The 25,563-nt window shown below is 35.7% G+C and carries 28 protein-coding genes; 6 read left to right on the plus strand and 22 right to left on the minus strand.

Annotated elements, in window-relative coordinates:
• Nucleotides 1-52 precede the first annotated feature (52 nt).
• The 3 genes from ACFYKX_RS02560 to ACFYKX_RS02570 are packed head-to-tail and all read left to right on the plus strand — an operon-like array spanning nt 53 to nt 1,850.
• Nucleotides 53-667, plus strand: a complete 615-nt coding sequence (locus ACFYKX_RS02560) for a nitrite reductase (RefSeq protein WP_389357749.1) — start codon at nt 53-55, stop codon at nt 665-667.
• A gap of 14 nt (nt 668-681) precedes the next feature.
• Nucleotides 682-1,407 carry an urease accessory protein UreH domain-containing protein gene (locus tag ACFYKX_RS02565; RefSeq protein WP_389357751.1) on the plus strand — a complete coding sequence of 242 codons (726 nt, stop codon included), beginning with the start codon at nt 682-684 and terminating at the stop codon, nt 1,405-1,407.
• A gap of 14 nt (nt 1,408-1,421) precedes the next feature.
• Entirely contained in the window at nt 1,422-1,850 is a 429-nt protein-coding gene (locus ACFYKX_RS02570; protein WP_389357753.1) for a DUF4275 family protein, read from the plus strand.
• Nucleotides 1,851-1,930: 80 nt separating this feature from the next.
• Here ACFYKX_RS02570 and nadE read toward each other — a convergent pair whose 3' ends face one another.
• From nadE to ACFYKX_RS02585, 3 genes are read right to left on the minus strand one after another with little or no spacing between them, the layout of a single operon-like run.
• Nucleotides 1,931-2,755, minus strand: coding sequence for an ammonia-dependent NAD(+) synthetase (gene nadE / locus ACFYKX_RS02575; RefSeq protein ID WP_389357755.1), 825 nt, complete (start codon nt 2,753-2,755; stop codon nt 1,931-1,933).
• A 56-nt stretch (nt 2,756-2,811) separates the two neighbouring features.
• Nucleotides 2,812-4,281 (minus strand): nicotinate phosphoribosyltransferase, encoded by a 1,470-nt coding sequence (locus tag ACFYKX_RS02580; RefSeq protein WP_389357757.1) that lies wholly within the window; start codon nt 4,279-4,281, stop codon nt 2,812-2,814.
• 28 nt (nt 4,282-4,309) lie between these two features.
• Nucleotides 4,310-4,849 carry a cysteine hydrolase family protein gene (locus ACFYKX_RS02585; RefSeq protein ID WP_389357759.1) on the minus strand — a complete coding sequence of 180 codons (540 nt, stop codon included), beginning with the start codon at nt 4,847-4,849 and terminating at the stop codon, nt 4,310-4,312.
• A 351-nt stretch (nt 4,850-5,200) separates the two neighbouring features.
• Here ACFYKX_RS02585 and ACFYKX_RS02590 point away from each other — a divergent pair, with 351 nt between their 5' ends.
• On the plus strand, nt 5,201-5,779 hold the full coding sequence (locus ACFYKX_RS02590; RefSeq protein WP_389357761.1) for a biotin transporter BioY: 579 nt from the start codon (nt 5,201-5,203) through the stop codon (nt 5,777-5,779).
• A 38-nt stretch (nt 5,780-5,817) separates the two neighbouring features.
• Here the strand turns inward: ACFYKX_RS02590 and ACFYKX_RS02595 are convergent, their stop codons facing one another.
• The 12 genes from ACFYKX_RS02595 to ACFYKX_RS02650 all read right to left on the minus strand — a co-directional run bounded on the left by ACFYKX_RS02595 (nt 5,818) and on the right by ACFYKX_RS02650 (nt 15,363).
• Nucleotides 5,818-6,177: a fluoride efflux transporter FluC gene (locus ACFYKX_RS02595; protein ID WP_389357763.1), complete on the minus strand. Its 360-nt coding sequence runs from the start codon at nt 6,175-6,177 to the stop codon at nt 5,818-5,820.
• On the minus strand, nt 6,174-6,563 hold the full coding sequence (crcB, locus tag ACFYKX_RS02600; RefSeq protein ID WP_389357765.1) for a fluoride efflux transporter CrcB: 390 nt from the start codon (nt 6,561-6,563) through the stop codon (nt 6,174-6,176). Before crcB ends, ACFYKX_RS02595 begins: the two co-directional genes overlap by 4 nt.
• 52 nt (nt 6,564-6,615) lie before the next feature.
• Nucleotides 6,616-7,299 carry a YfjL-like protein gene (locus ACFYKX_RS02605; protein ID WP_389357767.1) on the minus strand — a complete coding sequence of 228 codons (684 nt, stop codon included), beginning with the start codon at nt 7,297-7,299 and terminating at the stop codon, nt 6,616-6,618.
• A gap of 139 nt (nt 7,300-7,438) precedes the next feature.
• Complete coding sequence (locus ACFYKX_RS02610; protein ID WP_389357769.1) at nt 7,439-7,642, minus strand: DUF6501 family protein; 204 nt, start codon at nt 7,640-7,642, stop codon at nt 7,439-7,441.
• Nucleotides 7,643-8,039: 397 nt separating this feature from the next.
• Nucleotides 8,040-8,492 carry a VOC family protein gene (locus ACFYKX_RS02615; RefSeq protein WP_389357771.1) on the minus strand — a complete coding sequence of 151 codons (453 nt, stop codon included), beginning with the start codon at nt 8,490-8,492 and terminating at the stop codon, nt 8,040-8,042.
• A gap of 134 nt (nt 8,493-8,626) precedes the next feature.
• Entirely contained in the window at nt 8,627-9,082 is a 456-nt protein-coding gene (locus ACFYKX_RS02620; protein WP_389357773.1) for a hypothetical protein, read from the minus strand.
• On the minus strand, nt 9,046-9,498 hold the full coding sequence (locus tag ACFYKX_RS02625) for a GNAT family N-acetyltransferase (RefSeq protein ID WP_389357775.1): 453 nt from the start codon (nt 9,496-9,498) through the stop codon (nt 9,046-9,048). The genes ACFYKX_RS02620 and ACFYKX_RS02625 overlap by 37 nt, the downstream gene beginning before the upstream one ends.
• A gap of 1 nt (nt 9,499) precedes the next feature.
• Nucleotides 9,500-10,378: a gamma-glutamylcyclotransferase gene (locus ACFYKX_RS02630; RefSeq protein ID WP_389357777.1), complete on the minus strand. Its 879-nt coding sequence runs from the start codon at nt 10,376-10,378 to the stop codon at nt 9,500-9,502.
• A gap of 469 nt (nt 10,379-10,847) precedes the next feature.
• Nucleotides 10,848-12,500 carry an AMP-binding protein gene (locus ACFYKX_RS02635; RefSeq protein ID WP_389357779.1) on the minus strand — a complete coding sequence of 551 codons (1,653 nt, stop codon included), beginning with the start codon at nt 12,498-12,500 and terminating at the stop codon, nt 10,848-10,850.
• Nucleotides 12,501-12,639: 139 nt separating this feature from the next.
• Nucleotides 12,640-13,428 carry a VOC family protein gene (locus tag ACFYKX_RS02640; RefSeq protein ID WP_389357781.1) on the minus strand — a complete coding sequence of 263 codons (789 nt, stop codon included), beginning with the start codon at nt 13,426-13,428 and terminating at the stop codon, nt 12,640-12,642.
• Between the two features lie 9 nt (nt 13,429-13,437).
• Nucleotides 13,438-14,442: an ABC transporter permease gene (locus ACFYKX_RS02645; RefSeq protein WP_389357783.1), complete on the minus strand. Its 1,005-nt coding sequence runs from the start codon at nt 14,440-14,442 to the stop codon at nt 13,438-13,440.
• A gap of 24 nt (nt 14,443-14,466) precedes the next feature.
• Nucleotides 14,467-15,363 carry an ABC transporter permease subunit gene (locus ACFYKX_RS02650; protein WP_389357785.1) on the minus strand — a complete coding sequence of 299 codons (897 nt, stop codon included), beginning with the start codon at nt 15,361-15,363 and terminating at the stop codon, nt 14,467-14,469.
• Between the two features lie 356 nt (nt 15,364-15,719).
• Between ACFYKX_RS02650 and sda the strand changes: the two genes are divergently transcribed.
• Nucleotides 15,720-15,845 carry a sporulation histidine kinase inhibitor Sda gene (gene sda, locus ACFYKX_RS02655; RefSeq protein ID WP_389359015.1) on the plus strand — a complete coding sequence of 42 codons (126 nt, stop codon included), beginning with the start codon at nt 15,720-15,722 and terminating at the stop codon, nt 15,843-15,845.
• A gap of 127 nt (nt 15,846-15,972) precedes the next feature.
• Here the strand turns inward: sda and odhB are convergent, their stop codons facing one another.
• The 3 genes from odhB to ACFYKX_RS02670 all read right to left on the minus strand — a co-directional run bounded on the left by odhB (nt 15,973) and on the right by ACFYKX_RS02670 (nt 20,689).
• Nucleotides 15,973-17,226: a 2-oxoglutarate dehydrogenase complex dihydrolipoyllysine-residue succinyltransferase gene (odhB, locus tag ACFYKX_RS02660; protein WP_389357786.1), complete on the minus strand. Its 1,254-nt coding sequence runs from the start codon at nt 17,224-17,226 to the stop codon at nt 15,973-15,975.
• A 1-nt stretch (nt 17,227) separates the two neighbouring features.
• Nucleotides 17,228-20,068, minus strand: coding sequence for a 2-oxoglutarate dehydrogenase E1 component (gene sucA / locus ACFYKX_RS02665; protein WP_389357788.1), 2,841 nt, complete (start codon nt 20,066-20,068; stop codon nt 17,228-17,230).
• Nucleotides 20,069-20,452: 384 nt separating this feature from the next.
• Entirely contained in the window at nt 20,453-20,689 is a 237-nt protein-coding gene (locus ACFYKX_RS02670) for a hypothetical protein (protein ID WP_389357790.1), read from the minus strand.
• 232 nt (nt 20,690-20,921) lie between these two features.
• Here ACFYKX_RS02670 and ACFYKX_RS02675 point away from each other — a divergent pair, with 232 nt between their 5' ends.
• Complete coding sequence (locus ACFYKX_RS02675; RefSeq protein ID WP_389357792.1) at nt 20,922-21,104, plus strand: H-type small acid-soluble spore protein; 183 nt, start codon at nt 20,922-20,924, stop codon at nt 21,102-21,104.
• Between the two features lie 87 nt (nt 21,105-21,191).
• Here ACFYKX_RS02675 and ACFYKX_RS02680 read toward each other — a convergent pair whose 3' ends face one another.
• The 4 genes from ACFYKX_RS02680 to ACFYKX_RS02695 form a co-directional block, all read right to left on the minus strand.
• Entirely contained in the window at nt 21,192-21,554 is a 363-nt protein-coding gene (locus ACFYKX_RS02680; protein ID WP_389357794.1) for a hypothetical protein, read from the minus strand.
• A gap of 129 nt (nt 21,555-21,683) precedes the next feature.
• The gene (locus ACFYKX_RS02685; protein ID WP_389357796.1) at nt 21,684-22,172 is read right to left on the minus strand and encodes a hypothetical protein; all 489 of its coding nucleotides are present in this window, start codon (nt 22,170-22,172) and stop codon (nt 21,684-21,686) included.
• Nucleotides 22,173-22,304: 132 nt separating this feature from the next.
• Entirely contained in the window at nt 22,305-24,650 is a 2,346-nt protein-coding gene (locus ACFYKX_RS02690; RefSeq protein ID WP_389357798.1) for a PAS domain S-box protein, read from the minus strand.
• 18 nt (nt 24,651-24,668) lie between these two features.
• Complete coding sequence (locus ACFYKX_RS02695) at nt 24,669-25,535, minus strand: CheR family methyltransferase (protein WP_389357800.1); 867 nt, start codon at nt 25,533-25,535, stop codon at nt 24,669-24,671.
• Between the last annotated feature and the right edge of the window lie 28 nt (nt 25,536-25,563).

The raw sequence follows: 25,563 nt of genomic DNA on the forward strand, positions 1-25,563 counted from the left end.
ACTATTATAGTAAACTAGTTTATAATACTATCTTTCTTGAGGAGTTTATAACATGGAAAATAACATCAAGGTAGCTGTACATCCCGGTATAGGGTTTGGTTCAAAATTAAATACAAAACAGTTGAACGTTTTACTTCATTATCTTCCCGAAGATTCAGAAGTTGAATTGACTGTATTTCAACAATTATATATTGAAATAAATGAAGAAAAATACGAGCAGATGAAAAGTGATTTTAATGATGCAGGTCTTGAATGCTACCCAGTCGGTTTTTATGTAAAATCACTCCGTACCTGTAATTTTTGTAAAGGTGCAGAAGAGGAAGGGATGCCTGTAGCTATACAATTAAATAAAAGGATTGCTGGTCAGCCTGTTCCGTTCCCTCTCCGCCCTGCTTATACAGGATGTCCGAATGCTTGTGGTGAACCGCTTATTAACGATATAGGCGTAATTAAGAAACAGGATGGTTATGACCTTTATATTGGCGGAAAGGCAAAAGGCATAGATGCCAAGATTGGACGTGTATTTAAGAGTGGATTAACACCTGAGGAATTATATGAGACTGTCGATCAGTTAATCGATTTATACCGTTCCAACGGAAAAAAACGAGAGCATTTCTCTAGGTTTATTGACCGTTTTGGTTGGGATAACCTTCAAGCTCGTGAATAGATGGAGGTATTATTATGTATCAGTGGTTAAATGATATTAGTCATTTGCTTAGTCAACCGTTTTTTACTCTAGTTAATTCCACGGAACAAGTCCCATTGCTAGCTGCTTTTGTTCTAGGACTAATTGGTGCTGTAGCACCGTGCCAGCTTACGGCAAATATCGGAGCTATTACTTTATATGGTTCCAAAAGTCTACAGTACAAAAAGCAGTGGGTGGAAGTTACTTCCTTTATTTTTGGTAAAGTTGTTGTTTTTTCAATTCTTGGACTTGCAGTCTGGTTAATAGGTAAAGAACTTCAATATGCCCTTCCTGAATACTTTTCGGTTATCAGAAAATTAATGGGACCACTTTTAATTGTGATTGGTCTTGTTTTACTTGGTTTTCTTAAACTTAGAATTTTTGAGAAATTTACTTTTCCAACCATTAAAGGAGATGGAATTATAGGCTCATTTCTCATGGGAGCAAGCTTCTCTTTGGCTTTTTGTCCAACGATGTTTTCCCTTTTCTTCTTAACCTTAATGCCGATTGTAATAAGTACAGAATACGGCGCTGTCCTTCCATCCGTCTTTGCAATAGGAACAGCTCTACCTGTATTGGTTGTTCTTAGTATCATTTGGTTATTTGGCTTTGACGGATTACTAATGAAGAAAAGTCGCAAAATCGGATGGATTGTTCAAAAGTTTGCTGGTACATTGATGATCTTAATAGGATTATTGGATACAATTACGTATTGGTCGTAAGGCTGGAGGACCCGATGGATATAGTTGATTTATTAAAGCAAAAGAAAATCAGGGTAATAGAAATAGGAAATTGGGGAGGTTATTTAAGAAATGAATGGGAAAAGCAGTTTGCTAACCATTTGAGTCAATCGGATAAAAAGTCTATTTATTTATTCGATCAGGATGGAGCGTGCGGGTATCTTTGGCATCTGTTTAGCTACGGAAAACGGAATTGTCTAACAGAAGAATTAGCCAATGAGGCTTTTAATCAAGCACATAAGAAAAGCTGTTTCCTATTTTATCAGCATAGTGATACTGCCTTTATCATTGAGAATGCTTCAGGTTTCACAGCAGATGATTTACACGATGAGAGTGATGTGTATATTGTAGACAAACACTTTAATTGGACTTATGTAAAAACACATGAGACCGGATGGTGTGGTCCTTATTTTAGTCGTAAATAGAACCCTTATCTAACTTTAAACCAGTTTTGAAGAAGTGTTTATATGAAATTCAAAAAGCTTGAGACATTATATCTCAAGCTTTATTTCCACCATTCATCAAACATAGAAGCCGGTGGTCTTCGTTTATGTTCAGTAACTATGTAACGTTGTTCAATCTTTTGAGCTACCTCGGCAGAAACCTCTTTCCCCTCTAAGTAATCATCTAACTCCTCGTAAGAAATTCCTAATTCGGTTTCGTCCGCTTGACCAGGCTTTTGGTCTAACAGATCAGCTGTGGGAACTTTTAAGTAGAGGCTCTCCTCTGCTCCAAGTTCAGCTAGTAATGCTCTACCTTGTCTTTTTGATAGTCCAGTTAAGGGAAGTAGGTCTGCCCCACCATCTCCATATTTTGTGAAGAATCCCGTAACTGCTTCAGCAGCGTGATCTGTACCAATTACTAGTAAGTTCTCTTGACCACCAATCGCATATTGGGCGACCATTCTCATACGTGCTTTAACATTGCCTTTGTGGTAGTCTCTTAGAATTTCACCTTTTGTAATATGATCATATTCATGTTGAACAGCATCCACTGGTTCCTTTATATTAAAGGTATATTCTTCATCTGGTTTGATAAATTTTAGAGCTTTTTGAGCATCATCTTCATCTTGTTGCGTACCATAAGGTAGGCGAACAGCAATAAACTTCGCATCATAGCCTTCTTTTCTTAGTTCTTCTACAGAGAGTTGGGCTAATCTCCCGGCTAAAGAGGAATCTTGTCCTCCACTAATCCCTAGAACAAAGCCATTTGCTTTTGTTTTTATTACATACTCTTTTAAAAAATGGATTCGTTCTTTTATTTCTTCTTTTGGATTAATCTCTGACTTTACATTTAATTCTGACATAATTCGCTTTTGTAGATTCTCCATATCACGCCTCCTCCAGCTTTGTAAGCTATAGTAACATAATAATAACTTGAGTGGTATTATTTGGCTCTATTTGCTTTTATACTTTCTTTCACTTCTTGAATGTTTCTCATTTTATTGTCCCAACACTTCTGACTTAGATCAACTGGATATTCTTCAGGATTTAGTGAACGAGTGTATTCTTCCCATAGCAATTGAAGATTTTCTTTTGCATACTTTTGCATTTCTAATAAAGAAGGGTTTTCATACACAAGTTTCCCGTTCGTAAAGATATCTTGATGAAGTTCTCTAGCCTCAAAATTTGTTACGAATTTACTTACATACGTATGGACCGGATGGAACATCTTAATGCGTTCTTCTTTTTCAGGTTCCTCATCCTCCAACGTAATGTAGTCCCCTTCTGATTTTTTGCTATTTTTATTAATAATTCGATAAACTCTTTTCAATCCTGGTGTTGATACTTTTTCTGGATTCCCACTTATTTTGATGGTATCGACCATTTCTCCGTTTTCATTTTCTATGGATACGAGTTTATAAACAGCACCTAAAGCAGCTTGATCATAAGCAGTAATGAGTTTCGTACCAATTCCCCATACATCAATCTGGGCTCCTTGTGCCTTTAAGTTCATAATCGTATATTCATCAAGATCATTTGACGCAATAATTTTGGTTTCTGTAAATCCGGCATCATCTAGCATCTTCCTTGCTTTCTTTGAAAGATAGGCTAAGTCTCCACTGTCTAAACGGATTCCTCTAAAGTTAATTTTGTCCCCGAGTTCTTTTGCCACCTTAATAGCTGTTGGAACTCCGGATTTTAGCGTATCATATGTGTCGACTAAGAAAACACAATCCTTGTGACGACGAGCATACTTGTGAAAGGCTGTATATTCATCCTTATATGCCTGAACAAGTGAGTGAGCATGTGTTCCTGCTACAGGAATTCCGAACATTTTTCCAGCGCGAACATTTGAGGTGGCATTAAAGCCACCGATAAAAGCAGCTCTAGTTCCCCAAATTGCAGCATCAAGTTCTTGTGCTCGGCGGGTTCCGAATTCCATGGCAGTCTCTTCTCCGACCACTTGTTTAATACGAGATGCTTTGGTTGCGATTAGCGTTTGATAGTTCATGATATTAAGCAAAGCTGTTTCTACAAGTTGGGCTTCTGCAAGAGGAGCCTCCACTCTAAGCATCGGTTCATTTCCAAAGACCAATTCGCCTTCAATCATGGAGCGAATATTACCCGTAAAACGAAGGGTACTTAAATACTGCAGAAAATCATCCTGGTAACCAACTTCATTTTTCAAATAGTCTATATCACTTTCTGTAAATCGGAACTGTTGGATGTATTCAATTGCTCGTTCAAGTCCTGCAAATACAGCGTATCCATTCCCGAATGGAAGTTTTCGAAAATACATTTCAAAAACAGCTTTGCGGTTATGAACGCCGTCCTCCCAATAGGTTTCTGCCATATTTATTTGGTATAAATCGGTGTGTAAAACCAAACTATCATCTTCGTATAATCTAGTCATGTTGACCCTCCTCTTTTAAAACAATTCTCTAAATGACGTTTGCATTTAGACAGCCCTTAAAGTGTTCTAACGCCCACGTATGACCATGTTCATTAAAGCTCGCGACCGCATTTTCATGTACGACTATAGTGAATCCCTTATTGTAAGCATCTACAGCAGTGTGCAACACACAAATATCGGTGCAAACACCAGTCAAATGAATTTCTGAAATATTCCTTGTTCGTAATTGTAACTCTAAATCTGTACCGGCAAAGGCACTATATCTGGTTTTATCCATCCAATAAACATTTTCGTCCAATCTATGCTGTTCGTAAACGTTATTCAACTTTCCATACAGCTTTCTTCCATCGGTACCTGCAAGGTTATGGGGTGGATACAATTTTGTCTCAGGGTGGTAAGGATCATTCCTGTGATGAAGGTCAATGGCAAACACTACAAAGTCCCCTCTTGTAATGAAATCTTTCGTTAAGACTGAGATTTCCTCTTCAATCTTAATGGCCGGCTCACCACAAGGTAGAGCTCCTACTACAAAATCAAACGTATAATCAATATTAATAAGTGCTTTCATTCTCTCTCCCCCATAATTATTAATGATTTTACTTACTAGTGTCATATATTCAATTACAACAATTTAAAAGAGTTCCGTTTCTATGCATGATCATTTGCATTATATTGTACTCCAAGTCCTACCAATTTCAAAAGTTTTTTATAAGTTTGTATATTAAACATGAATATCTATGTATGTCTTAGTAATAACAAGGCAAGGTTTTTGTAAGGAGTTTATTAATATCAGTGATAAATATGTTTAAATTATCATTGAAAACCATTTTAGCCTGTTGACAAATTTTTCTGTTATATTTATAGTTTAATTGTCAACGATAATCATACATAAGTTAACATTAAGTGGAGGAGATAACAGATGAGTAAAGAACAACTAAAACTTAGGTCCATGATTGTAACCGCTTTATTTGCCGCTATTATTGGTGTATTAGCACAGGTTACGATCCCGCTTCCTCTTGTTCCAATCACTGGGCAAACGTTAGCCATTGGTTTGGCTGCAACTATTCTAGGAGCACGTTACGGCACTATTTCCGTTATTTTATATTTAATTATTGGCTCCGCGGGTGTACCAGTTTTTGCTGAATTCTCTGGTGGTATTTCAAAGCTTGTTGGCCCAACTGGAGGTTATTTAGTTGGTTTCGTTCCAACTGCATTTTTCATCGGTTGGTTTATGGAGAAGCAAGGATTTACTATTAAAAATGCTTTAATGGCAAATGTAATTGGTATGTTTATTACATTAAGCTTTGGAACTGCATGGTTAAAGATTGCGGCAGACTTATCTTGGACTGCAGCTATGACTGGTGGGTTCACACCATTTATTATTGTTGGGCTTATTAAAGCCGCTCTTGCTTCTTGGATTGGAATTGCAGTTAGAAATCGATTAATCACGGCTAACCTACTATTCTCTGCAAAACCAAATGTAAATCAAACATTCTAACAATGGACTAAATTAACCCGTTAGCATTAGCTAACGGGTTAATTTAATCCTAAATACACACCTGCCAAGGCAAGAATAACACCAAATAGGTAAGAAAATAGTAAATAAAGTGAGGCAGTCGTATATTTTTTTTCTAAGAATAATCTTGCTGCTTCTACATTTAAAGTTGAAAACGTTGTGAATGCACCTAAAAATGCGATCCCAAGTAAGGAGTATAGACTGCCTTCTATTCCACTCCCAATTAGAAAACCTAGAAAAAAAGAACCTATCAGGTTGACACTTAAAGTTCCGATTGGTATAGAGGATTGTATCCCAAGTTTCTTTGGTAGACTTCCAACAAAGTATCGTGAAATAGCACCAAAGAAGCCACCAAATGCAATACACAATATATCTATCATATGGGTTTACCTTCTTTGTGGTTTCCTAAAGATAATCCTATAAAAGCAAGAAATAATCCTCCGATAAGACTTACCAATATATATATAACCATTTCCGTAATTAAACCGTTCTGTATAAGAGTTAATACTTCGTTACTTAATGTAGAAAAAGTTGTAAACGAGCCTATTAAACCTGTGCCAATAGCCAAACTAAAGTGTCTACTTATTTTGTTCTTTTGTAGGATGTTTGTTGTAAACCAACCCAGTAAAAATGACCCGATGAGATTTACTATAAGTGTTCCATAAGGAAATCCTCGATTCAATAATTCTAAAGTTAAAATTGAAACTCCATAGCGCAAAAGACTGCCAACGACTCCTCCGATACCAATCCAGAAATAAACTGCCACATAAACACCTACTCAACGCAAAAATAAAAAGGATAGATGGTATTCTATCCTTCTATTGTACATTATTATAATAGCGTTTAATATCTTCTATTGATTTGATTTTCTTAACTTCCTCTGGAGTAAATGTTGCATAAGTCATGTTTTTACTATCATCCTCAGGACCATAAGATATAAATAACTCAATATTCCCACCGACCTCTTGCATGGACTTTACTACAGCCAGCATCTTCTTAAAGTCTCCTTCTGACTTAGAAAAATTTGTCGGGATATTGATTCCTAACATAATAAAAGCCTTTGTTTTACTATAGTGTGGGATTGGAGGCCTCTTAACTAAGTCCATCCCGTCTCCATATACGGCATTTGCTCTAAAATGCTGCTTCTCTGGAAAATGCTTTTCAATGATACTTTTAAAATCTTCAGTAGCCTGCTTTTCCCAGAGTGCCTCTGCATAATAATCGACAAAATGATATTCACCGTAACCTTCTCCGGCATTAAATTGGACAGAAGGGTTATTTTTCGGATGAACTTTAATATTGTAAGACGAGTCTTTGAAATTATAAAAACGCTTGTCGATCACAAATTCTTCGTTATATTTGTTTTCAAGATAATGTAATATTTCATTTCCTACAGTCTGTTTTTTCCACGGTAAGCCTGCAAACTCTACATAGATAGTAGCTACAATTCCAATGATTATTACTAGGAAACTAGAAAGAATGATCTTTACTTTTTTTGACATAGAAGCCTCCTATTGTTAAAAAATCCATTTTTATTCTTATAGTGGAATTTTACACTAAATAAGTAATTAGTCAATAGGATTGATAAAAAAAGAACTGCTACGTAAGTAACAGTCCTTTTAACGAAGTTAAGTATAATGATTACGCGTCAACAAAGTAGTCTTTATAAAAGCCGCCTACTCTGCCGCTATTATCTACGATGAAATAAAATTCCTCAGTCTCATTTTTCACTTCGTAAACGCTACCTGCTGTAAGTTTTTGATTTACGATATACTTTTTAGCATCTGTGTGTACACATTTAACCTTTTTTACCGTTTCTCGCTCATTCCATTTTAAGTGAATCATGTTTGGACACTCCTCTAATGATCTATATCACTTATTATATGGAAAAAGCATTGGGTCTTGCAACTACATATGATTAATCGCTATTCAAAAGCATTAATTTAGCTAACTCTACTTTTCTGTTTTAAAGGAAAATGAAACATCTTCTTTCTAATTTTTCTAATACAAGCTTGCTCGAAAGTTAACATTTCACCCGTAATAACATTTTTTAGAGTGACATATGTTTTTTCGCAAATGGTATCTAAGCGAATAAATTCAAGGTTTTTATAACAATGGTTCTCATACACCACTTCGTAATAGGATGAACTTATAAATAGTTCCATACGATTCCCCTTCTTTCTGAGATGGTGGTAGTGTCTATTTACCACCAAATGGGCTCGTATGAAACATCATGTTGATTTTATTTATTGAGACTTTCCCATTTGCTTAAATATATCACTCCAAGCTCTGGGTGCGGAGGTCCATCAAGTAATGCAATATACTCAAGAGAGTTGCCATCAGGATCTCTAAAATAAACAGATGCTGCCGGCATCCAGCTGTGCACAATAGGCTCAATCGGTGGTAAGCCAAAGTCCTCTTCAGCAGCGATTCCTCTCTCACTTAACCATTGTATGGACGATTTTAATTCATCGGTTGTAATGGTAAAAGCTATGTGTCTTTTTGGAACATCTCCCTCAGTTTCCCAAATTCCAAGCATATTCTCTTTTTGTGAAACATCCCCTAGATAGAAAAAGGCTACCCTACGTTCTTCAATTACGTATGCCAGCGTAAAGCCTAAGCTTTTGTAGAACTCAATGGCCTTTTCTAAATGATTCGTTTTTAGGTGTGTTTCATATAATTTAGCTGTTTGCATGATATACTTCCTCCATTCGTTGTATATTAAGTGTATATAAGAATGAAGCTTTCTAAATCGTAAAAGAGTCTAATTCTAATTCATACTTTTTTTATTGATGTAGAAACATAAAAAGTAGTCGTGTGAAAAAACGACTACTTTTCTCTTACCACATTAAGGGAGTCTAGTTCATACTCGATTAATGTCTCTTTGACATATAACTGTATATAAAAAGCCTGATTTAACATTTGTTCGTTTATCCCTTTTGGATCAAAATCAATTAACTCGCTCTCGACCATTCTACTTTCATTCGGACCAAGTGTATAAGTGTTACCTAATGAGATTTTCCCATCATCCTGCTTTAATGCTTTAACAATGTTTTTATCTTTAATGATTATTTTTAAGTGTTCCAGTTTTATTTCTTCATTTTCTTCGTTTATAAGATGAACGTGGAACTGTAACTTATTTTCATCATAATACCATTGTATATAAGAATCCGGATGGACCGTAACAGTCTCTGGCTTACAACCTGTTAGAAATGCGAGTAGAATGATAGCTAAACAAATTATTCTCATTACAGATATCTGGCTAAACGGACCATATCCGTACATTGGATCCCATTTTCGAATATCTCATCCTCATAATGTCGAATAAAATAATCGCGATCAATTCCAATTATTCTAAAACCGCATTTTTGATATAAGCCAAGCTGTGACAAGCTTGAGTTACCTGTTCCAATTTCGATAGTTGTAAAGCCTAGTTCTGATCCCTTTTCAATTGCATCATGTACAAGCAGTTTTCCAATCCCTTTTCCTTGGTAGGAAGGATCCACAGCAATATTCACAATCTCAATGGTTTTCGGCCTTGTTGGCAAAAGTACATAGACACCAACCATTTTGTCATCTAGAGTACATACGTAGCAATGACCCCTCTCCAGATAAGAATCCACTAAACTTTTAGAGGGGTCTGCATCAAGTAATAAATGATAAGGAGGGTCATCTTTTAATCTACTAATTGTTACCTTCATATTAACCTCCAACTTTTTCAATATCCTCAATACCAAGACGTACTAGTTCATTCCTTAAATACTCAAAATATTTAGAACTCACTCGACCTTTTGCTCCTCTTAAGATTTCCGTAGCATAATGATGGGGTGGGACCGTTTCTTCTCTTTTGTCATACACATGAAAGGTTAAAACATCCTTTAAAATCGTATCTTTCATCTTAATGTCTACAAAAATTGGTCTGTAGGCTCTTGTATAGAACCCTTCTCTCTTAAACAAATATTGAACAGCATCATATGGAGCCTCATAAACAATACCTTCTGTTAATCCCCCGTCCTCCACAATGTCTGCACGGCCTCCGTCAGACACTGAATATAAATACTTCATAGAGTATTGTTCTAACATACCAACGCCTATTACATTACTAAAATAGTGATCAACATTTGCTAGTCTAAATCGTTCGGTATCCATGCATGAACCATACGCAAAGTAATAAAATGTTTCAGGTTTTTCTTTTAAAAAGGTATATAGCTTCCAATCTCCATGAGGAATAGGCGTTACATGTAAGTCCTTTCTATTCGACACATATATGTAAGCTTCAAGAGAATCCTGATCCGTAAATACGTTATAGGTAACTCTTTCATACAGATTGTTACTTCTTCCGGCAACATAGTCTTCTAGTTTATCTATCTGCCATAATTGCTCATTATTAATTTCATACATTTCACCATAAACCACTTTATCCTCAGAAGGCATCATCGTTGGATATCCTAGTCCAGTATCATAGAGTTCGCCGTATATCCATGCTTGTTCTACTAAACATCGGGCATCTTTAAGTAATTCGTGGTATTTTCCATGCTTCCTTAAAGTTCCATAAACAAATAATTTAAACGTATTCTTCAAACTCATACATCCTTCCTTTAGGACTCCCTTATTCTTCCTTTATTATAAATCAGTAAATTTTATAAATAAACTAAAAGAAACCTATCAAAAAAGGCCGTCATATACGGCCCGTTTTGAAGGTCTTATATATTGTATTATTTATTTTAGTTACAGTGGTCTTCTTTAATTATTGACACTGACATTGAGGTAACTTAGCCATTACAGGCACTTTACAAATAGATTGTTGTTTCTTATTTGATTTTATTTCAATTCCTTTTCTATAGAGATAGAAGGGTAACTTATTTAGCTCCTTTTGTCTTTCTCTATTTATCACTTCTAAAGCGTATAATTGATCATAAATCTCGATCTTCTCCTTTCAACTTCAACCTTCAATTAGATTGTAAGCTGAAATCTTTTTCCACACATTGGAATTAGGGAGGAAGTCATTTCCTCCTTTTGGATGAGAAAAGATGGAGAAACATGAATAATATTAGTTAAGTTTACTTGAATTCTCAATCATTTCAATGGATTGCTCTCTTAGGCGGAACTTTTGAATTTTACCTGATGCGGTCATTGGATACGCATCTGTAAACTCAATATACCTAGGGATTTTATGTCGAGAAATCTTACCTTTACAGAACTCCTTCATTTCCTCTGCTGTAGCACTTTGACCCTCTTTTAAAATAACCCATGCAACAACTTCCTCCCCGTATACTACATCTGGAACGCCAACTACCTGAACGTCTAACACCTTAGGATGAGTGTACAAGAACTCTTCAATTTCTCGAGGATAGATGTTTTCTCCTCCCCTAATAACCATATCCTTCAGTCTACCAGTGATCTTACAATAGCCATTCTCATCCATAACGGCTAAATCTCCGGTATGCAGCCATCCATCCTCATCGATAGCATCCTTTGTTGCGTCGGGATTATTGTAGTATCCTTTCATTACATGGTAGCCACGCGTGCATAGCTCTCCTTGTACTCCTCTTGGGACCTCTTTGTTTGTTCCTGGTTCAACGACCTTCGCTTCAACATTAGGAAGTGCTTTACCAACGGTTTCAACACGAATCTCAATTGGATCATCCGTTCTTGTTTGAGTTATAACAGGTGAAGATTCAGTTTGTCCGTATGCAATTGTAATTTCAGAAGCTCCCATTTTCCCAATAACGTCTTTCATGACTTCAATTGGACAATTGCTTCCTGCCATAATACCAGTTCTTAGTGATGACAAGTCATACTTACTGAAGTCAGGGTCATTCAGTTCAGCAATAAACATGGTTGGAACCCCATGGAGTCCTGTACACTTTTCATCTTGGACCGTTTGAAGAACTACTTTAGGATTAAACTCTTGTACGGGAACCATAGTTGCCCCGACTGATACACACGCTAACGTACCCAGTACACATCCGAAGCAATGGAAGAATGGAACTGGGATGCAAAGACGGTCATCTTTTGATAGTTTCATACAATTAGCTATATTAAAGGCATTATTGACGATATTGTAGTGAGTGAGCATAACTCCTTTAGGAAATCCTGTTGTACCAGACGTATATTGCATATTAATGACATCATCAAAATGGAGTGAATTCATACGTTCCTCAAGAGTATCTTCTGAAACACTATCAGCCATCTTTATAATATCATTCCACTGGAAAGTACCAGGGTAATGATTTTCACCCAATACCACAACATTTCTAAGATTCGGAAGTGTTTTAGATTGTAGTTTACCTGCCTCGCAATACTGTAATTCAGGTACAATTTCGTAAAGCATGTTTATGTAAGTAGTATCTCGATATTGCTCCATTAATATAATCGTTGTAGAATCGGATTGCTTCAATAAATATTCTAGTTCTGCTTTCTGATAATTTGTATTAACTGTAACCAATACAGCTCCCATTTTTCCTGTTGCAAACTGACAAGATAGCCATTCAGGAGCATTTGTAGACCATACTGCAACATGGTCGCCCTTTTCTAGTCCAAGTTTCATTAACCCTTTAGCTACTTGTCTACAATGCAAATCGAATTGCTCATATGTCATTCTTAAATTTCGGTCCGCATAAACCAGAGCCTCGTGATTAGGATGTAGTTTTGCTTTCTCTTCTAATAGCTTTCCTACTGTAATTTCTAATAAATGTGACATCCAATTCAACCTCCTAACAACAATAAAAACGCTTACAATTTATGTTAACATATAAAACAGAATATTCAATATTTTCGTAATATAACACTTTTAACATAATGTTTATTTAGGAATCAAAAAAAGAACGCTACCGCGTCCTCTATAAATATGAACTACCAAGTAAATTCACTGGTTCTCCTACTAAGTTTGGTGATAAAGAAATCTCGAACGGACGAGCTCCTTTCTCTTTCAGTATCTTAAAGTGTGTCCCCTCGGTGGATGTCGGTTGTGTAAAGATGATCTTACAATCACTTATTGTAATGCTTGCTGATTTAATCGAAAATGTTTCTACTGTAGTTGTCACTTCTGAATCAAACATTTTTGCCCATGAGTAGATTTCTTCTAGTTCTGGAACTACGAATTCTATGGAATTGATATTGGTTTTTGAATGAGTTTCAGAAATGAAACCTAGCTCTTTAAGGTCCTTCAATCGCTCATGATCGGACTGATTCCATTCAATAAAGAATGGAAAACTTACTGGACACTCATCTTCTACAAAAAGCATCTTCCATTGAATGATTTTTCCATCACTTCTTTTACGACTTCCTTCAAAGATTGAAGAAGCAACAAATCCTTTATCTTCTAACATTTGTTTTAAAGCTGAAATATTGTCTGTTCTAAAACATACCTGGAATACCCCTTCCCCTCTTTCTGCTTCTCTCACAAGTTGTTTAATGAGAGGGTTATTGGATTCCTTTGCTTTTTCTTTGTCTTCAATCGCTAAGAACTCAATATACGTTTTCTCTAAATATAGAAGACTATTAAAAGTTCCCCATTGTTCATGTTGTCCACCCATTACAGCATGGACATTTATCTGTTGTAACCTCTCTACAACTTCATTGGGATGGCGATTAATAAAGTGTACGATGTGATCGAGTTGTAGGTTCATTATATCCTCCTATTTTTCAATAAATACGAAAGAACTTGTTTGCTGCAAGTCAGAATTTATGTCATTTGTACGGCTTTTTTCACGTTTTTTCTTTTTTACTGTTGTACTCGATAGAGATTCTTCAATTTCTTTTTTTATGACATTCGTAATAAATAATAATACAAAAAAAGCTAGCATGGGACTAATGACCATCCAAGGAGCTTGTAAAAGGTTGTTAAAACTTTGACCAATTAATCCCGCCCATTCATTAGATAATGATTCTGGAGGTGGTGGGGCATCAGGATCGGTACCTATTCCACCGGATTTAGTTCTTCCACCAAGAAAGAGTCCAAATATTCCAAGATGCATTAATAATACTAGAGTAGAAAAAAATTGTTGTACCAAGTGTAGTAGACTATATGTTTTTACATAAGGCAATAAGTGTTTAATTAGGATATGAAGACGTGAAGCCCCCATTAAATAAGAAACTTCTATAAATTGTCTTGTTTTTAGTTCTTCAATAACATCACTCATAAAAATAACTGCCGATGGAAAAGCAACTATAACAAGAACGGCAATCTGGTAAGGAAGAATTTCATTATATGGAAGGCCTGTAAATCTACCTGTTACGGGCATCATTAAAGCAATGGCTAAAATTAATGTTGGTATATATCTAAATGTAAGGAAAAAATCTTTAAAATAAGTTAAAGATTTCGGTATCCACATAGATAGAAGTATTCCAACAATTCCTCCTAAAATTACGCGTAGGACCGCAATTAATAATGCAGTTATAATCGTAAACTTTGCCCCATCAACTAGAAGTAACAGCATATCTCGACCCTCTAAATCAGTACCTAAAAGATTTTTAAAAGATGGTGGATAAGGGGCTTTACTTATTACATTGGCTTTTTCATCAAGTTCATAATATACTTTACCGTAATCCTCAGGTCCTATAAATGGATAGACGAAGCTTAAACCTAGAAATAGGAGAAGCATGATAGTGAGAATGGTTGTCTTTCTATATTTGTGAAACATATAAAGCTCCTTTCATCTGGCCATTTAAGCACTGAGTTCACCTTTTCTTATACGCTGCTTCCTTGTAATGATCATAGCAAGGAAATCTATTAATAAAATTGGTGCAGTAAATAAGAATAAATACAGAATTGTAGTAATGGGATCAAAGCCAAAGAATATCATTCTAAATAAATCTTCTGAAAACCCTTTAATGTTAAAAATAAATTCTACTAAAATAATATTTGATAGAATAATCCACACAATGGTGCGGAGATTAAGCACGAAAAAAGAAATTGTGTTTGCAAAAATATATTTCAAATTAATTGCTACACGATTTAACCCCTTTGCTTTTGCTAGGAGAACATAATGTTGATTTTCTTCATCTTCATATACTTTCATCATAAATTGAATTAGAAAGAAAATCGGTAAAAACGATATGGTAACAATCGGAATGAAATAGGGATTTTCACCAATTCCATATAATTTTAAGAATTTTATTCCTGTACTTTTATACAAAGTAATAACTCCTATTTGAAACAAGAAGATAATTAATAAATCAGGAATGGCTTCTGTCATATTGATTATGGGTTTAACCATCTCACGTATTTTTAAAGGCAAACTGACAATCATAAACGTTATGATTAGACCAACTAGACTAACGACTATAACTGAGACACCCAAGATGGTTAATGTATAAGAGTATCGCTCCTTTACATCCGTATCTAAGATATACTTTAAAAAGTCAGTATCTGTAACACTTAGTTTTCCTTCGATTAGTAATGCTTCAAAGCGTAACTTTGCATTTTCAATGGATAAACTTAACTTCCCTTCTCCTTCATACACACCCGGTTCCACACTTACAAAGTATGGCAAGGAAATAAAAAAGCAAATCCCTACTATGATGGTAATCGCTCTAACTAGTATCTTTAGCGATTTCTTCATTTAATCACCTTCAATTCTACAAATATACCTAATAATAATAACAAATTAATACTTATGTGGAAATTTTTATAAGACATATATAGATAACTCTTCCACTTATACAAACTTTCCATGAATTTAGACGATTTACATATAGGTTCTGATTCAACTTTTTGAATACTTTCATTTTTAATTAAGTTGTAAATATGTTTAAGTACTTAGATCTCTTAGGATTAGATATCAGGCTTTAAATTTACCTTAAATAAATTTAGTAAATTTCGTAATTTGGGTTTTCAAAAGCTAAAAAAACCTTTACAATAAATTAATAAGTTAGAATATTCAATCCTTTTTACCAGGAGGTATGCACAGTGAAGATTATGAGTAATGAACAGTTGGTCGTCTCGTATCGTGATGCATTGAAGTCAGGTAAGGATAAGGACTGGGCTAGAATTTTGAAGGATGAAATTGAAAAGCGTGGATTAAAGCCATTTAAAAATCGTTAATGTAAAAACAACCACCGATCACTTAAAGTGTCGGTGGTTTTATAATGAAAATGAACCAATTGTAGCTACTAGGTATTTATCTAGCTCCAAAAGTAAAAAACAGAGCCATTTGACTCTGTTTTTTATACTAAGCTTCAAACAGCAAGGATTCTGGATCTTCTAATAGGTCTTTTACTCTAGCTAAGAATGTTACGGCCTCTTTGCCATCAACAATTCGGTGGTCATACGATAATGCGATATACATCATCGGTCTATTTTCCATTGTTGTTTCATCAATCGCAACTGGACGTAGTTGAATTTTATGCATACCTAAAATTCCAACTTGAGGACCATTTAGAATCGGAGTCGATAGTAGTGAACCGAATATTCCACCATTGGTGATCGTGAATGTACCACCTTGTAGGTCGCTGATTGATAATTTATTTGAGCGAGCTTTTTGTGCAAGATCTAGGATATCGCCTTCAATTTCTGCAAAGTTTTTGCGATCAGCATCTCTAACAACTGGAACTACTAATCCTTCTGGAGCAGAAACTGCAATCCCGATATCATAAAACTTTTTGATAACAATTTCGTCTCCTTGGATTTCAGCGTTAAGAAGTGGGTTTTTCTTAAGTGCTGCTACAACAGCTTTTGTAAAGAAAGACATGAACCCGAGCTTAACATCATTTTCTTCAAAGAACTTATCTTTTCTTCGTTTACGTAAATATAGAATATTTGTCATGTCCACTTCATTGAATGTTGTTAACATCGCAGCTGTTTGCTGAACCTCTACAAGACGGTTTGCAATTGTTTGGCGACGTCTTGACATGCGGACTCTCTCAACAGGTTTCGTTACATCCTCAGTAGATGCAGGTTTGCTTTGAGGATTAGGTGCTGGTTCAGGTTGCTTAGTATTTGGATTATAACTAGTTACGTCCTGAGCACGTACTCGGCCTAGTGGATCATTAGTAGGAACTTGGCTTAGGTCAATGCCTTTTTCTCTTGCTAGTTTTCTCGCAGCAGGCGATGCTATTGGACGTTGTTTATTGGAGTTAGTGTCACTTTCTGAAGTTGTTTGTTGAGACTGAGTTGTCTCAACTTCATTCTTTGCTTCAGCTTTTGGTGCTTCTTCTGCTTTCGTTTCCTGAGTTGGCTGAGCGCCTCCTGCTCCTTCCTCAACTATAGCAATCGTCTCGCCTACGCGAACGGTGTCACCTTCTTCATATTTAATTTCCTTTAGCACACCGCTTTGTTCAGAGATAATTTCAACGTTTACTTTATCCGTTTCCAACTCTACAATGTAGTCACCTTTTTCTACATGATCACCAGGCTTTTTCAACCATTGAGCTATTGTGCCTTCCGTTATAGATTCAGCTAATTCAGGTACCTTGATATCAGCCACCTTATAATCCCCCTTCTTCCTTGCGAGTTAATGCTGCGTTTAAAATACGAGCTTGATCTTTTTTGTGAAGATTTGGGTCCCCTTCTGCAGGACTTGATCTTCTTCGTCTTCCTATATAAGAAACGTTAACCCCTGTCGGAGCTACTTCTTTTAATCTTGGCTCAATAAAGTTCCATGCTCCCATATTTTTCGGTTCTTCTTGTATCCATACTATCTCTTTAACATTTGGATATTTTTCTAGTATCTCTTTAATTTTTGCCATTGGGAACGGATATATTTCTTCAATTCGAACGATATGAAGCCAATCATAATTCTCATCAGATTGTAAATGTTCTGCCAAATCAATCATCACTTTACCAGTCCCAAATACAACTCTTTCTACTTTTTCGGAATGAGTTCCAAGATTAGATTGTTCCAAAACAGATCGGAATTCACCTTCACTAAACTCCATTCCTTCGGATGAAACAAGTGGATGTCTTAACAAACTCTTTGGACTTAACAGAACTAATGGTCTAACTTCTTCTCGTTTTAAAATCGCAGCCTGTCTTCTCAAAATATGGAAGTATTGTGCCGCTGACGTTAAGTTAGCTACAGTCCAGTTATTCTCTGCAGCCAAAGTTAAAAATCTTTCCATACGACCACTTGAGTGCTCCGGTCCTTGACCTTCATATCCGTGTGGTAGAAGCATAACAAGACCAGACTTTTGACCCCATTTTGCTCTTCCTGCAGAAATGAATTGATCAAAAATAACCTGTGCAGCATTGGAGAAATCACCGTACTGTGCTTCCCATAATACTAACGTTTCTGGGGCAAACACATTGTAACCATATTCAAATCCTAAAACAGAACCCTCAGATAATGGACTATTGTGTACAGCAAATGATGCTTTTGCTGTTGAAAGTGTGTGTAACGGAGAGAATTTCTCCCCTGTTTCATGATCGTGTAACATGATATTTCTTTGAGCAAACGTACCACGTTCGGAATCCTGACCCGTAATTCGCACTGGAGTTCCATCTGAGATTATGGAAGCAAAAGCAAGCGTCTCCGCTAATCCCCAGTCCACTTTTCCATTTGTCTCTAGTGCTTCTGTTCTACGTTGTAATATTCTATCTAGCTTACCGAATACTTTAAATGATTTTGGTCTATTTAATAATTCACCATTGATTTGCTTAAGTTGTTCTAAAGGAACAGATGTGTCTATGACAGGTAACCCTTTTTCAACGACTTCGGGTGGACTTGCATCTGTAACTTCTTTTTTCTTATCAGGTACCTTGTTATGTGCTTCTATGAGCTTTTGTAAGACTTGATCATTTAGGTTTTTTCTAGCTTCTTCAGAAAGAACACCAGTTTCTAGAAGGGTTTTCCCATAAAGTTCCTTAACAGTTGGGTGCTTATGAATAATGTTATACATTAATGGGTTTGTAGTCATCGGCTCATCCATCTCATTATGACCGAATCGACGATACCCAATTAAATCGATTAAAAAATCTTTTTGGAACGTTTCTCTATACTCACATGCTAGTCTTGCAGCTGCAATAACAGCTTCTGGATCATCAGCATTGACATGGATAATAGGCATTTCGTATCCCTTAGCCAAGTCACTAGCATATCTCGTAGAACGTGAGTCAGTAGATTCAGTTGTGAAACCAATCGTGTTGTTTGCGATAATATGGACGGTTCCACCTGTTTTATAGCCTTCTAATTGACTTAAGTTTAAAGTCTCTGCAACAATTCCTTGACCAGGGAAGGCGGCATCTCCATGGATTAAAATAGCTAACGCTGATTTTAAGTCTTCTTTCGGAAACCCTTTTGATGTACGTTCATCTTGTGCAGCACGAGTAAAACCTTCCACCACTGCTCCAACAAATTCAAGATGACTTGGATTATTTGCGAGTGTTAGACGGGCCTTCGTAGTGTTTTCGTCTTTAATTTGGCGATCAATACCCAGGTGGTATTTTACATCTCCGGTCCAACCAAAGTTTATTCCAATCGAACCTTCTGAAGGCACTAGCTCTTTATTTGGCGCGTGCTGGAATTCTGCGAAGATCATCTCATAAGGCTTACCAAGATTATGCGCTAACACATTCAAACGGCCGCGATGGGCCATTCCAATATTGATCGTTTTTGCCCCGTCTTGTACAGATTCTGCAATAATTTCATCTATCATTGGTACCATTGAATCTAGTCCTTCAATGGAAAAACGCTTTTGCCCAACAAATGTTTTATGGAGAAACTTTTCAAATTCTTCCACTTCTGTTAGACGAGTCAATAAACTAATTTTTCTGTCCTTCGTTAGGTTCAGTTGAAGAGTACCACTTTCTATTTTGTGACGAAGCCAATTCTTTTCATTTATATTGTTAACATGACGAATTTCGAATGCAATACTTCCTGTGTAAACCTTTTTCAAATATTCAATAGCCTCATAACCATTTTGGATGTGGCCTGGAATATCTTTAGAAATTAGGTTTGCAGGAATACTTTCTAGATCCTTTTTCGTCAAATCATAAAAATCTAATTCAATTAATTCCTTGTTAGGTTCTCTGTCCTTTAAAGGATAAATATCTGCTGCTAAGTGACCATACCCTCTAATCTTATCGGCTAGGTTCGCAGCCGCAATAATCTTTTCCATTGGAAGCAGCGAAGTTTCAACGTAAGATACTGGAGCTGTATATGTGTCCTCTTGTTCAGCAGGATTACCATATCTTTCGAAGTAATCCCTCATATCTTCTTCTACTGACAGAGGGTCTTCTTTAAATTTTTCGTAAAGTTCAATAACATAGCCGAGATTCGGACCGTAGAAATCTGCCCAATTAGGTCGTCGACCATCGGATCGATTTTTCATGGAAAATACCCCCAACGTATATAAAAACATTATTGTAAAATCTTTTCATCCTCTATCTTATACCCTATGTTTCAACGAAATAACAAGAAATAGTTGAAAAATACATTTTGAAGAGAATAAAACGTTTTCAATAGCATTTTAACATGTTAAACAGAGTTCTACAAAGGTTTTGACTATATATATAGTGAAAACCTATCTTAATTTGGTAAATTAAAACCTATATTACAAAAGTAAAATGTTAAAAGAGTATCAATCATTTCTAATAAGTACTGTAAAGTGTGAAAGTGAAAGATCAAAAGAGTCTTGTCATAAGAACATTTATATTAGGAATCAAAATAAAAAAGCCAGATAAAATAACTGGCTTTTTACTTATAGTATACAATTTTACAATAAATTCATTAAATTTATATATAGTTGTCTAGGAGAATTCGGATAGCTTCTTTTTTCTTTTAATGAGGAATCAATCATTTCCTTACTTTCTAATGGGAAATCTACATGGCCACAAGTAACGCATTTCTCGAAGGCTGCTCCTGCAACATATACTTCAATTCCATCTTCTGTTGTAAAAGCTACATTTTCTTCACTATTTAAACGGTGATGACAGCGACTATGCTCTTGCATTCCTATTCCCTCCAATGTTTACTTAAGAAAACCGATACCGGTTTCCTCTAAGCTTCCTCCTATTTAATTATATACTAAATATTCTGAAAGTTAATATGTAAATTTCTTGAATTTTTCTACCTTAACTTTTAACTATATTTAATCTTAGCGAATTTTCATTCATTTTTATGGGGATAGTTTATATGAAAAGTTGACAAAATGTAATTATGTTAAATATATGGGAGGCTTGAAGATGAATATTGGTCGTGCGAAAGAAATCTTAGAGAGTGCAGAAATTCATAATGTAACATATGACGGAACTCCTGTTATTATTCAAAATGTTGACGAAAATACGAAAATGGCTAGGATTTATTCTAAAACAAATCCAGAGGACGAAAGAGATGTTCCTGTATTAAATTTAATTGAAGAAGTGTAAATGAAAGAAGCTATCCCTTGGGAATAGCTTCTTTCATCTTGATTGCCCGAGTCAATCAGACAGCAAATTATTTTTAAAAGCTCTAAATTAGTAACCTAAGTACGCTAAAAATGCGATGGTTAAGAAGAAGATTGCACTAATAAAAGATTCCATGTAGCGCTTTTCAGACTTTTTAAAAATTACTTCTTCAATCCCTTCAACAACAAAAACAATTGCGCCTATGGAGAATAACAGAACAAAAACTTGTTTTTCGGCTGGCTTCATCAAGACTTCTGTAATCCCTATAAAAAGAGCTAATCCATATAATAGCAAAATAATAAAGGCAAATATTTTATTTCGTTCTTTTAAAGATTGGACAAAACCTTTTCTCTTAATATAAGGAATTTTAAGAAACTTACTAACCATTAAGTGAATAAGAAAAAAGAAAATTAACGTAATTAGATAAATCATTTTTATTCCTTTCCTTGATACATGGTGTTGTTTGTTAAGTTCTATTATGTAATAGGAATGTACTAACGTAAAGAGCTTGTCCAAAAAAAACAGAAAAACAGAACGGTTTTTTCCGTTCCGTTTCTTGAATTACCAAGGGAAATATCTTCTCTTGTTATCCTCCGCCCCTAACACACCATCGTGATCGCGATGTTTTCTGCGACGGTCTTCAGCCCCTAACACATCATCATAATCGCGATGTTTTCTGCGACGGTCTTCAGCTCCTAACACATCATCATAATCGCGATGTTTTCTGCGACGGTCTTCAGCTCCTAACACATCATCATAATCGCGATGTTTTCTGCGACGGTCTTCAGCCCCTAACACATCATCATAATCGCGATGTTTTCTGCGACGGTCTTCAGCCCCAAACACGTCATCGTAATCTCGGTGTTTTCTGCGACGGTCTTCAGCTCCTAACACTCCATCATTATCTCGATGTCTTCTTTGATCTTGGACTCCGGCAACATCGCCAAACGGGTAGCGTCTTCTATCCCTGTTGTCTAAAACAACAACTTCGTCAGCATTAATTACTACACGATCAGCATTTATCACTAATCTAGTTTTTCTTCTTTCCACTTCCTTCACTCCTTTCAGGTGGTATACAATAAAATACGCCAAAATGATAAGTTCGTTTGGACAGCTATTCAAATTAAACCGCCTAATTTTAGAAAGTTCACATATAAAAAAGGAACGACATTTTGTCGCTCCTCAATGAACAGCATAAAGACTAGGCATAGAGATAGGGAGTTGAACTTCAACTGTTGTGCCTTTCCCTTCTTTGCTCAAGATTTTCATAACCCCTTGGTGACTTTCAATAATACTAAAACAAACCATTAACCCTAGACCTGTACCTGATTCTTTTGTCGTATAAAACGGTTTTCCAATCTTATGTAAAATATCTTCAGGTATGCCTGTACCTTCATCTATAAACTGTATAAATACATGATTCTCATCAGACTGGACTCTAATAGAAATGGAGCCACCACTAGGCATTGCTTCAATTCCATTTTTCAGAAGATTAATAAAGACTTGCTTTATTTTATTTTCTATTCCATAAATGGCAGGGAAATCTTCCCCTATCACTGAAGATAAGTTTATCGTAACGTTGTGCAAATTTGCTTGTGCACTCATTAACGTTATGATGCTATTAAATAATGTATCTAGTCTAATTTCCTGGAAATCCACTTTATTAGGCTTGGCCAATAATAAAAGCTCACTTACGATGGTGTTTATTCGGTCAATTTCTGAAATCATAATATCCACATAATCGTTATCGTTTCCGATATTAAATTCTAGCAATTGTGTAAATCCTTTTAGACTCGTTAACGGATTACGAATCTCGTGAGCAATTCCTGCAGCTAGCTCACCTGCCACCGTTAACTTTTCAGACTGCTGAATGAATTCCCGACTCTTCTTGAGTTCTGTAATATCTCTTAAAACAATATGTAAAGAAGGTTCACCTTGATAAATAAAAGGAATCATCTTTATTTCTACGTCAATGACTTCCCCATCGAGTGTTAAGAACTTTACTTCTGTCGATTCCAGCTTTCCTCGCTCTTTTACAACTTTTAGGTTATTCATAACCTTTTCATGGTCATCTGGATGAATAAACTTTTTGAAATTTTGATCGATAAAATCTTCTCTAGTGGTTCCTTTCAAAAGCTTAACACCCGTTTTATTAATAAATGACCAGTTGCCTCCATCCAATTTTCGAACAATGATTGCTTCTGGAGACTCCTCTACAAGCTGTCGATATTTTTCTTCACTTTCATATAGTTGCTGCCATAGCCTTTTTTCCATGGACACGTCTTTTATAATTCCGTAAACCCCAATGACTTGGTTATTTACAATAATAGGTATGTTCTTCACGTGTGTTTCAATTAATCTTCCATCATTATGTAAAATATTTACTTCAAAGTCCTGTGTGACGCCTTTTTTGCATTCTCTAAAATGATTGATTGCCTTTGCTCTATCTTCCTCCCTCAAAATTGAGGTCAAAGACATATTCGTAAGTTCTTCTGTTGATCTCCCAGTCAAACTAATTATCCGGTCATTAAACGATATATAATTTCCTTGTAAATCGGCAGAAAAAACAGCATCTGGATGGTATTCAAATAACGATTTATAACGCTCTCTGCTTTCTTCCAATTTCCAAAGTGCAGCTTGTTTTTCATGAATTTCTTCCTCAAGTCTTTCATTTGTGCTAATCAATTCATGCGTTCTTTCTCTTACGAGTTGTTCTAGAAGAACGTATTGATTCTTCTTCTCTGTTATATCTCTGATTGAGCACACGAACAAAATTCCATCCTCTGTTTGTACTTCCTGTAATTGTATATCTACATAGAATTGACTATCGTCAATTCTACTTGCTTGCATTTCAATGATGGTCTGTCTTTTAACATCGTGAATATATTGTTCCGTGAGGTCTGGTAATAATAAATCGATCTTTTTTCCAATTAAGAGATCGGTTGTATAACCAAACATGGACTTAACCGCTGGATTCACTGAAACAATATCACCTTTTTCACTAAAAGTAATAATAGAATCAATGGAGGTTTCACCAATCGCTCTTAACATAGATTCATTTTTCTTTAATTGTCCATACGCAAGTTCAAGTTCTTTCGTCCGTTCAGCAATGATCTCCTTCTGCTGTTCCACTTTTTTACGGTTTAAATAGATGGAAACAAATCCTTCTACTTTACATTTTAGTATAATTGGATCTAGAGGCTTAAGGATATAGTCAATGGCTCCAACTGAATACCCCCGAAGGACATTTTCAACAGTTTGACTTAGGGCGGTGATAAAAATAATAGGCACATCTTGTGACTTTTTTCGCTCCCTAATTAGTTTTACGGTATCAAAACCATTTAAGCCGGGCATCTGGACGTCCATAAGGATGACAGAGAATTCTTCCTTTAATACCCACTTTAATGCTTCTTCTCCGGAATGTGCCTTAATTAGCCGATATTGGGGAGAAGTGAGAACTGCCTCTAGTGCCAATAAATTTTCTTGGCGATCATCTACCATCAAAATATTTACTGTTTGATTTTCCATATTTCCTCACTCTCATATTTAATTTTTTCTATATATCTTATCCTTTTCATCAATGACACTAAAAGGTTGGTCTTGGCTATTAAACAATAGACTTTCTCTATTTCCTAAACCAAGATACCCAAAGGGGCTTAAACTATTAAAAAATAATTTATGAACTCTTCCCTGAAGTTCTCTATCAAAATAGATTAATACATTGCGACAGATAATCACATGAAATTCATTAAATGAACCATCGGTTACAAGATTATGCTGGGCAAAAAAGATATTCTCAGATAGTTCTTTTCTAAATACAGCATAATCGTTTGACACTGTATAGTATTCTGAAAAGTCGTTGACGCCCCCAGACTGGACATAGTTACTAGTATACCCCTTCATTTTTTTCAAAGGGAAACGACCAGTTTTTGCTTGTGCAATTACTTTTTCGTTCATGTCGGTAGCGTATATTCTTGACTTTTGATATAACCCCTCTTCATGTAGAAGAATTGCCATAGAATAAGCTTCTTCCCCCGTTGAGCAGCCAGCATGCCAAATTCTAATTTTTTCTAAGGATCTTAGATGAGGTATAACGCTAGTCCTTAGTTTTTTAAAGAAACTAGGATCTCTAAACATTTCAGTTACATTGATGGAAAAATCAAAATACAATTTTTCCATCATACTTGAATCGTGAAGAACACGATCTAGAAGGCCGGTAACTGTTTCAATTTTCTCCGCTTTCATTCGGTACCAAATTCGTCTTCTAATGGAGGAGAAAGCATAATTTTGAAAGTCAAAACCATAGTGAAGGTAAATGGCCCTTAATAATAAATTGATTTCTAATCGTTCTAGTTCGCTACACTCCTGTGCATCATACTCCTTATTGGAGTCTTCTGTAATTTTTAAAACCATACATTCACCCTTTATCTAAGGTTTTTCT

Source organism: Cytobacillus spartinae, assembly GCF_042865285.1.
GTDB lineage: Bacteria > Bacillota > Bacilli > Bacillales > Cytobacillaceae > Robertmurraya_A > Robertmurraya_A spartinae.

What these genes read in the sequence shown, in the direction of transcription:
- ACFYKX_RS02675 (WP_389357792.1), top strand. Translation starts at nt 20,922, where the DNA reads ATGAATATTGGTCGTGCGAAAGAAATCTTAGAGAGTGCAGAAATTCAT.
- ACFYKX_RS02620 (WP_389357773.1), bottom strand. Translation starts at nt 9,082, where the DNA reads ATGTACGGATATGGTCCGTTTAGCCAGATATCTGTAATGAGAATAATT.
- ACFYKX_RS02695 (WP_389357800.1), bottom strand. Translation starts at nt 25,535, where the DNA reads ATGGTTTTAAAAATTACAGAAGACTCCAATAAGGAGTATGATGCACAG.
- ACFYKX_RS02585 (WP_389357759.1), bottom strand. Translation starts at nt 4,849, where the DNA reads ATGAAAGCACTTATTAATATTGATTATACGTTTGATTTTGTAGTAGGA.
- ACFYKX_RS02595 (WP_389357763.1), bottom strand. Translation starts at nt 6,177, where the DNA reads ATGATAGATATATTGTGTATTGCATTTGGTGGCTTCTTTGGTGCTATT.
- ACFYKX_RS02640 (WP_389357781.1), bottom strand. Translation starts at nt 13,428, where the DNA reads ATGAACCTACAACTCGATCACATCGTACACTTTATTAATCGCCATCCC.
- ACFYKX_RS02625 (WP_389357775.1), bottom strand. Translation starts at nt 9,498, where the DNA reads ATGAAGGTAACAATTAGTAGATTAAAAGATGACCCTCCTTATCATTTA.
- ACFYKX_RS02570 (WP_389357753.1), top strand. Translation starts at nt 1,422, where the DNA reads ATGGATATAGTTGATTTATTAAAGCAAAAGAAAATCAGGGTAATAGAA.
- ACFYKX_RS02560 (WP_389357749.1), top strand. Translation starts at nt 53, where the DNA reads ATGGAAAATAACATCAAGGTAGCTGTACATCCCGGTATAGGGTTTGGT.
- ACFYKX_RS02690 (WP_389357798.1), bottom strand. Translation starts at nt 24,650, where the DNA reads ATGGAAAATCAAACAGTAAATATTTTGATGGTAGATGATCGCCAAGAA.
- ACFYKX_RS02610 (WP_389357769.1), bottom strand. Translation starts at nt 7,642, where the DNA reads ATGATTCACTTAAAATGGAATGAGCGAGAAACGGTAAAAAAGGTTAAA.
- ACFYKX_RS02590 (WP_389357761.1), top strand. Translation starts at nt 5,201, where the DNA reads ATGAGTAAAGAACAACTAAAACTTAGGTCCATGATTGTAACCGCTTTA.
- ACFYKX_RS02605 (WP_389357767.1), bottom strand. Translation starts at nt 7,299, where the DNA reads ATGTCAAAAAAAGTAAAGATCATTCTTTCTAGTTTCCTAGTAATAATC.
- sda (WP_389359015.1), top strand. Translation starts at nt 15,720, where the DNA reads ATGAGTAATGAACAGTTGGTCGTCTCGTATCGTGATGCATTGAAGTCA.
- ACFYKX_RS02580 (WP_389357757.1), bottom strand. Translation starts at nt 4,281, where the DNA reads ATGACTAGATTATACGAAGATGATAGTTTGGTTTTACACACCGATTTA.
- ACFYKX_RS02635 (WP_389357779.1), bottom strand. Translation starts at nt 12,500, where the DNA reads ATGTCACATTTATTAGAAATTACAGTAGGAAAGCTATTAGAAGAGAAA.
- ACFYKX_RS02670 (WP_389357790.1), bottom strand. Translation starts at nt 20,689, where the DNA reads ATGCAAGAGCATAGTCGCTGTCATCACCGTTTAAATAGTGAAGAAAAT.
- ACFYKX_RS02565 (WP_389357751.1), top strand. Translation starts at nt 682, where the DNA reads ATGTATCAGTGGTTAAATGATATTAGTCATTTGCTTAGTCAACCGTTT.
- sucA (WP_389357788.1), bottom strand. Translation starts at nt 20,068, where the DNA reads ATGAAAAATCGATCCGATGGTCGACGACCTAATTGGGCAGATTTCTAC.
- ACFYKX_RS02680 (WP_389357794.1), bottom strand. Translation starts at nt 21,554, where the DNA reads ATGATTTATCTAATTACGTTAATTTTCTTTTTTCTTATTCACTTAATG.
- ACFYKX_RS02615 (WP_389357771.1), bottom strand. Translation starts at nt 8,492, where the DNA reads ATGCAAACAGCTAAATTATATGAAACACACCTAAAAACGAATCATTTA.
- ACFYKX_RS02650 (WP_389357785.1), bottom strand. Translation starts at nt 15,363, where the DNA reads ATGAAGAAATCGCTAAAGATACTAGTTAGAGCGATTACCATCATAGTA.
- nadE (WP_389357755.1), bottom strand. Translation starts at nt 2,755, where the DNA reads ATGGAGAATCTACAAAAGCGAATTATGTCAGAATTAAATGTAAAGTCA.
- ACFYKX_RS02645 (WP_389357783.1), bottom strand. Translation starts at nt 14,442, where the DNA reads ATGTTTCACAAATATAGAAAGACAACCATTCTCACTATCATGCTTCTC.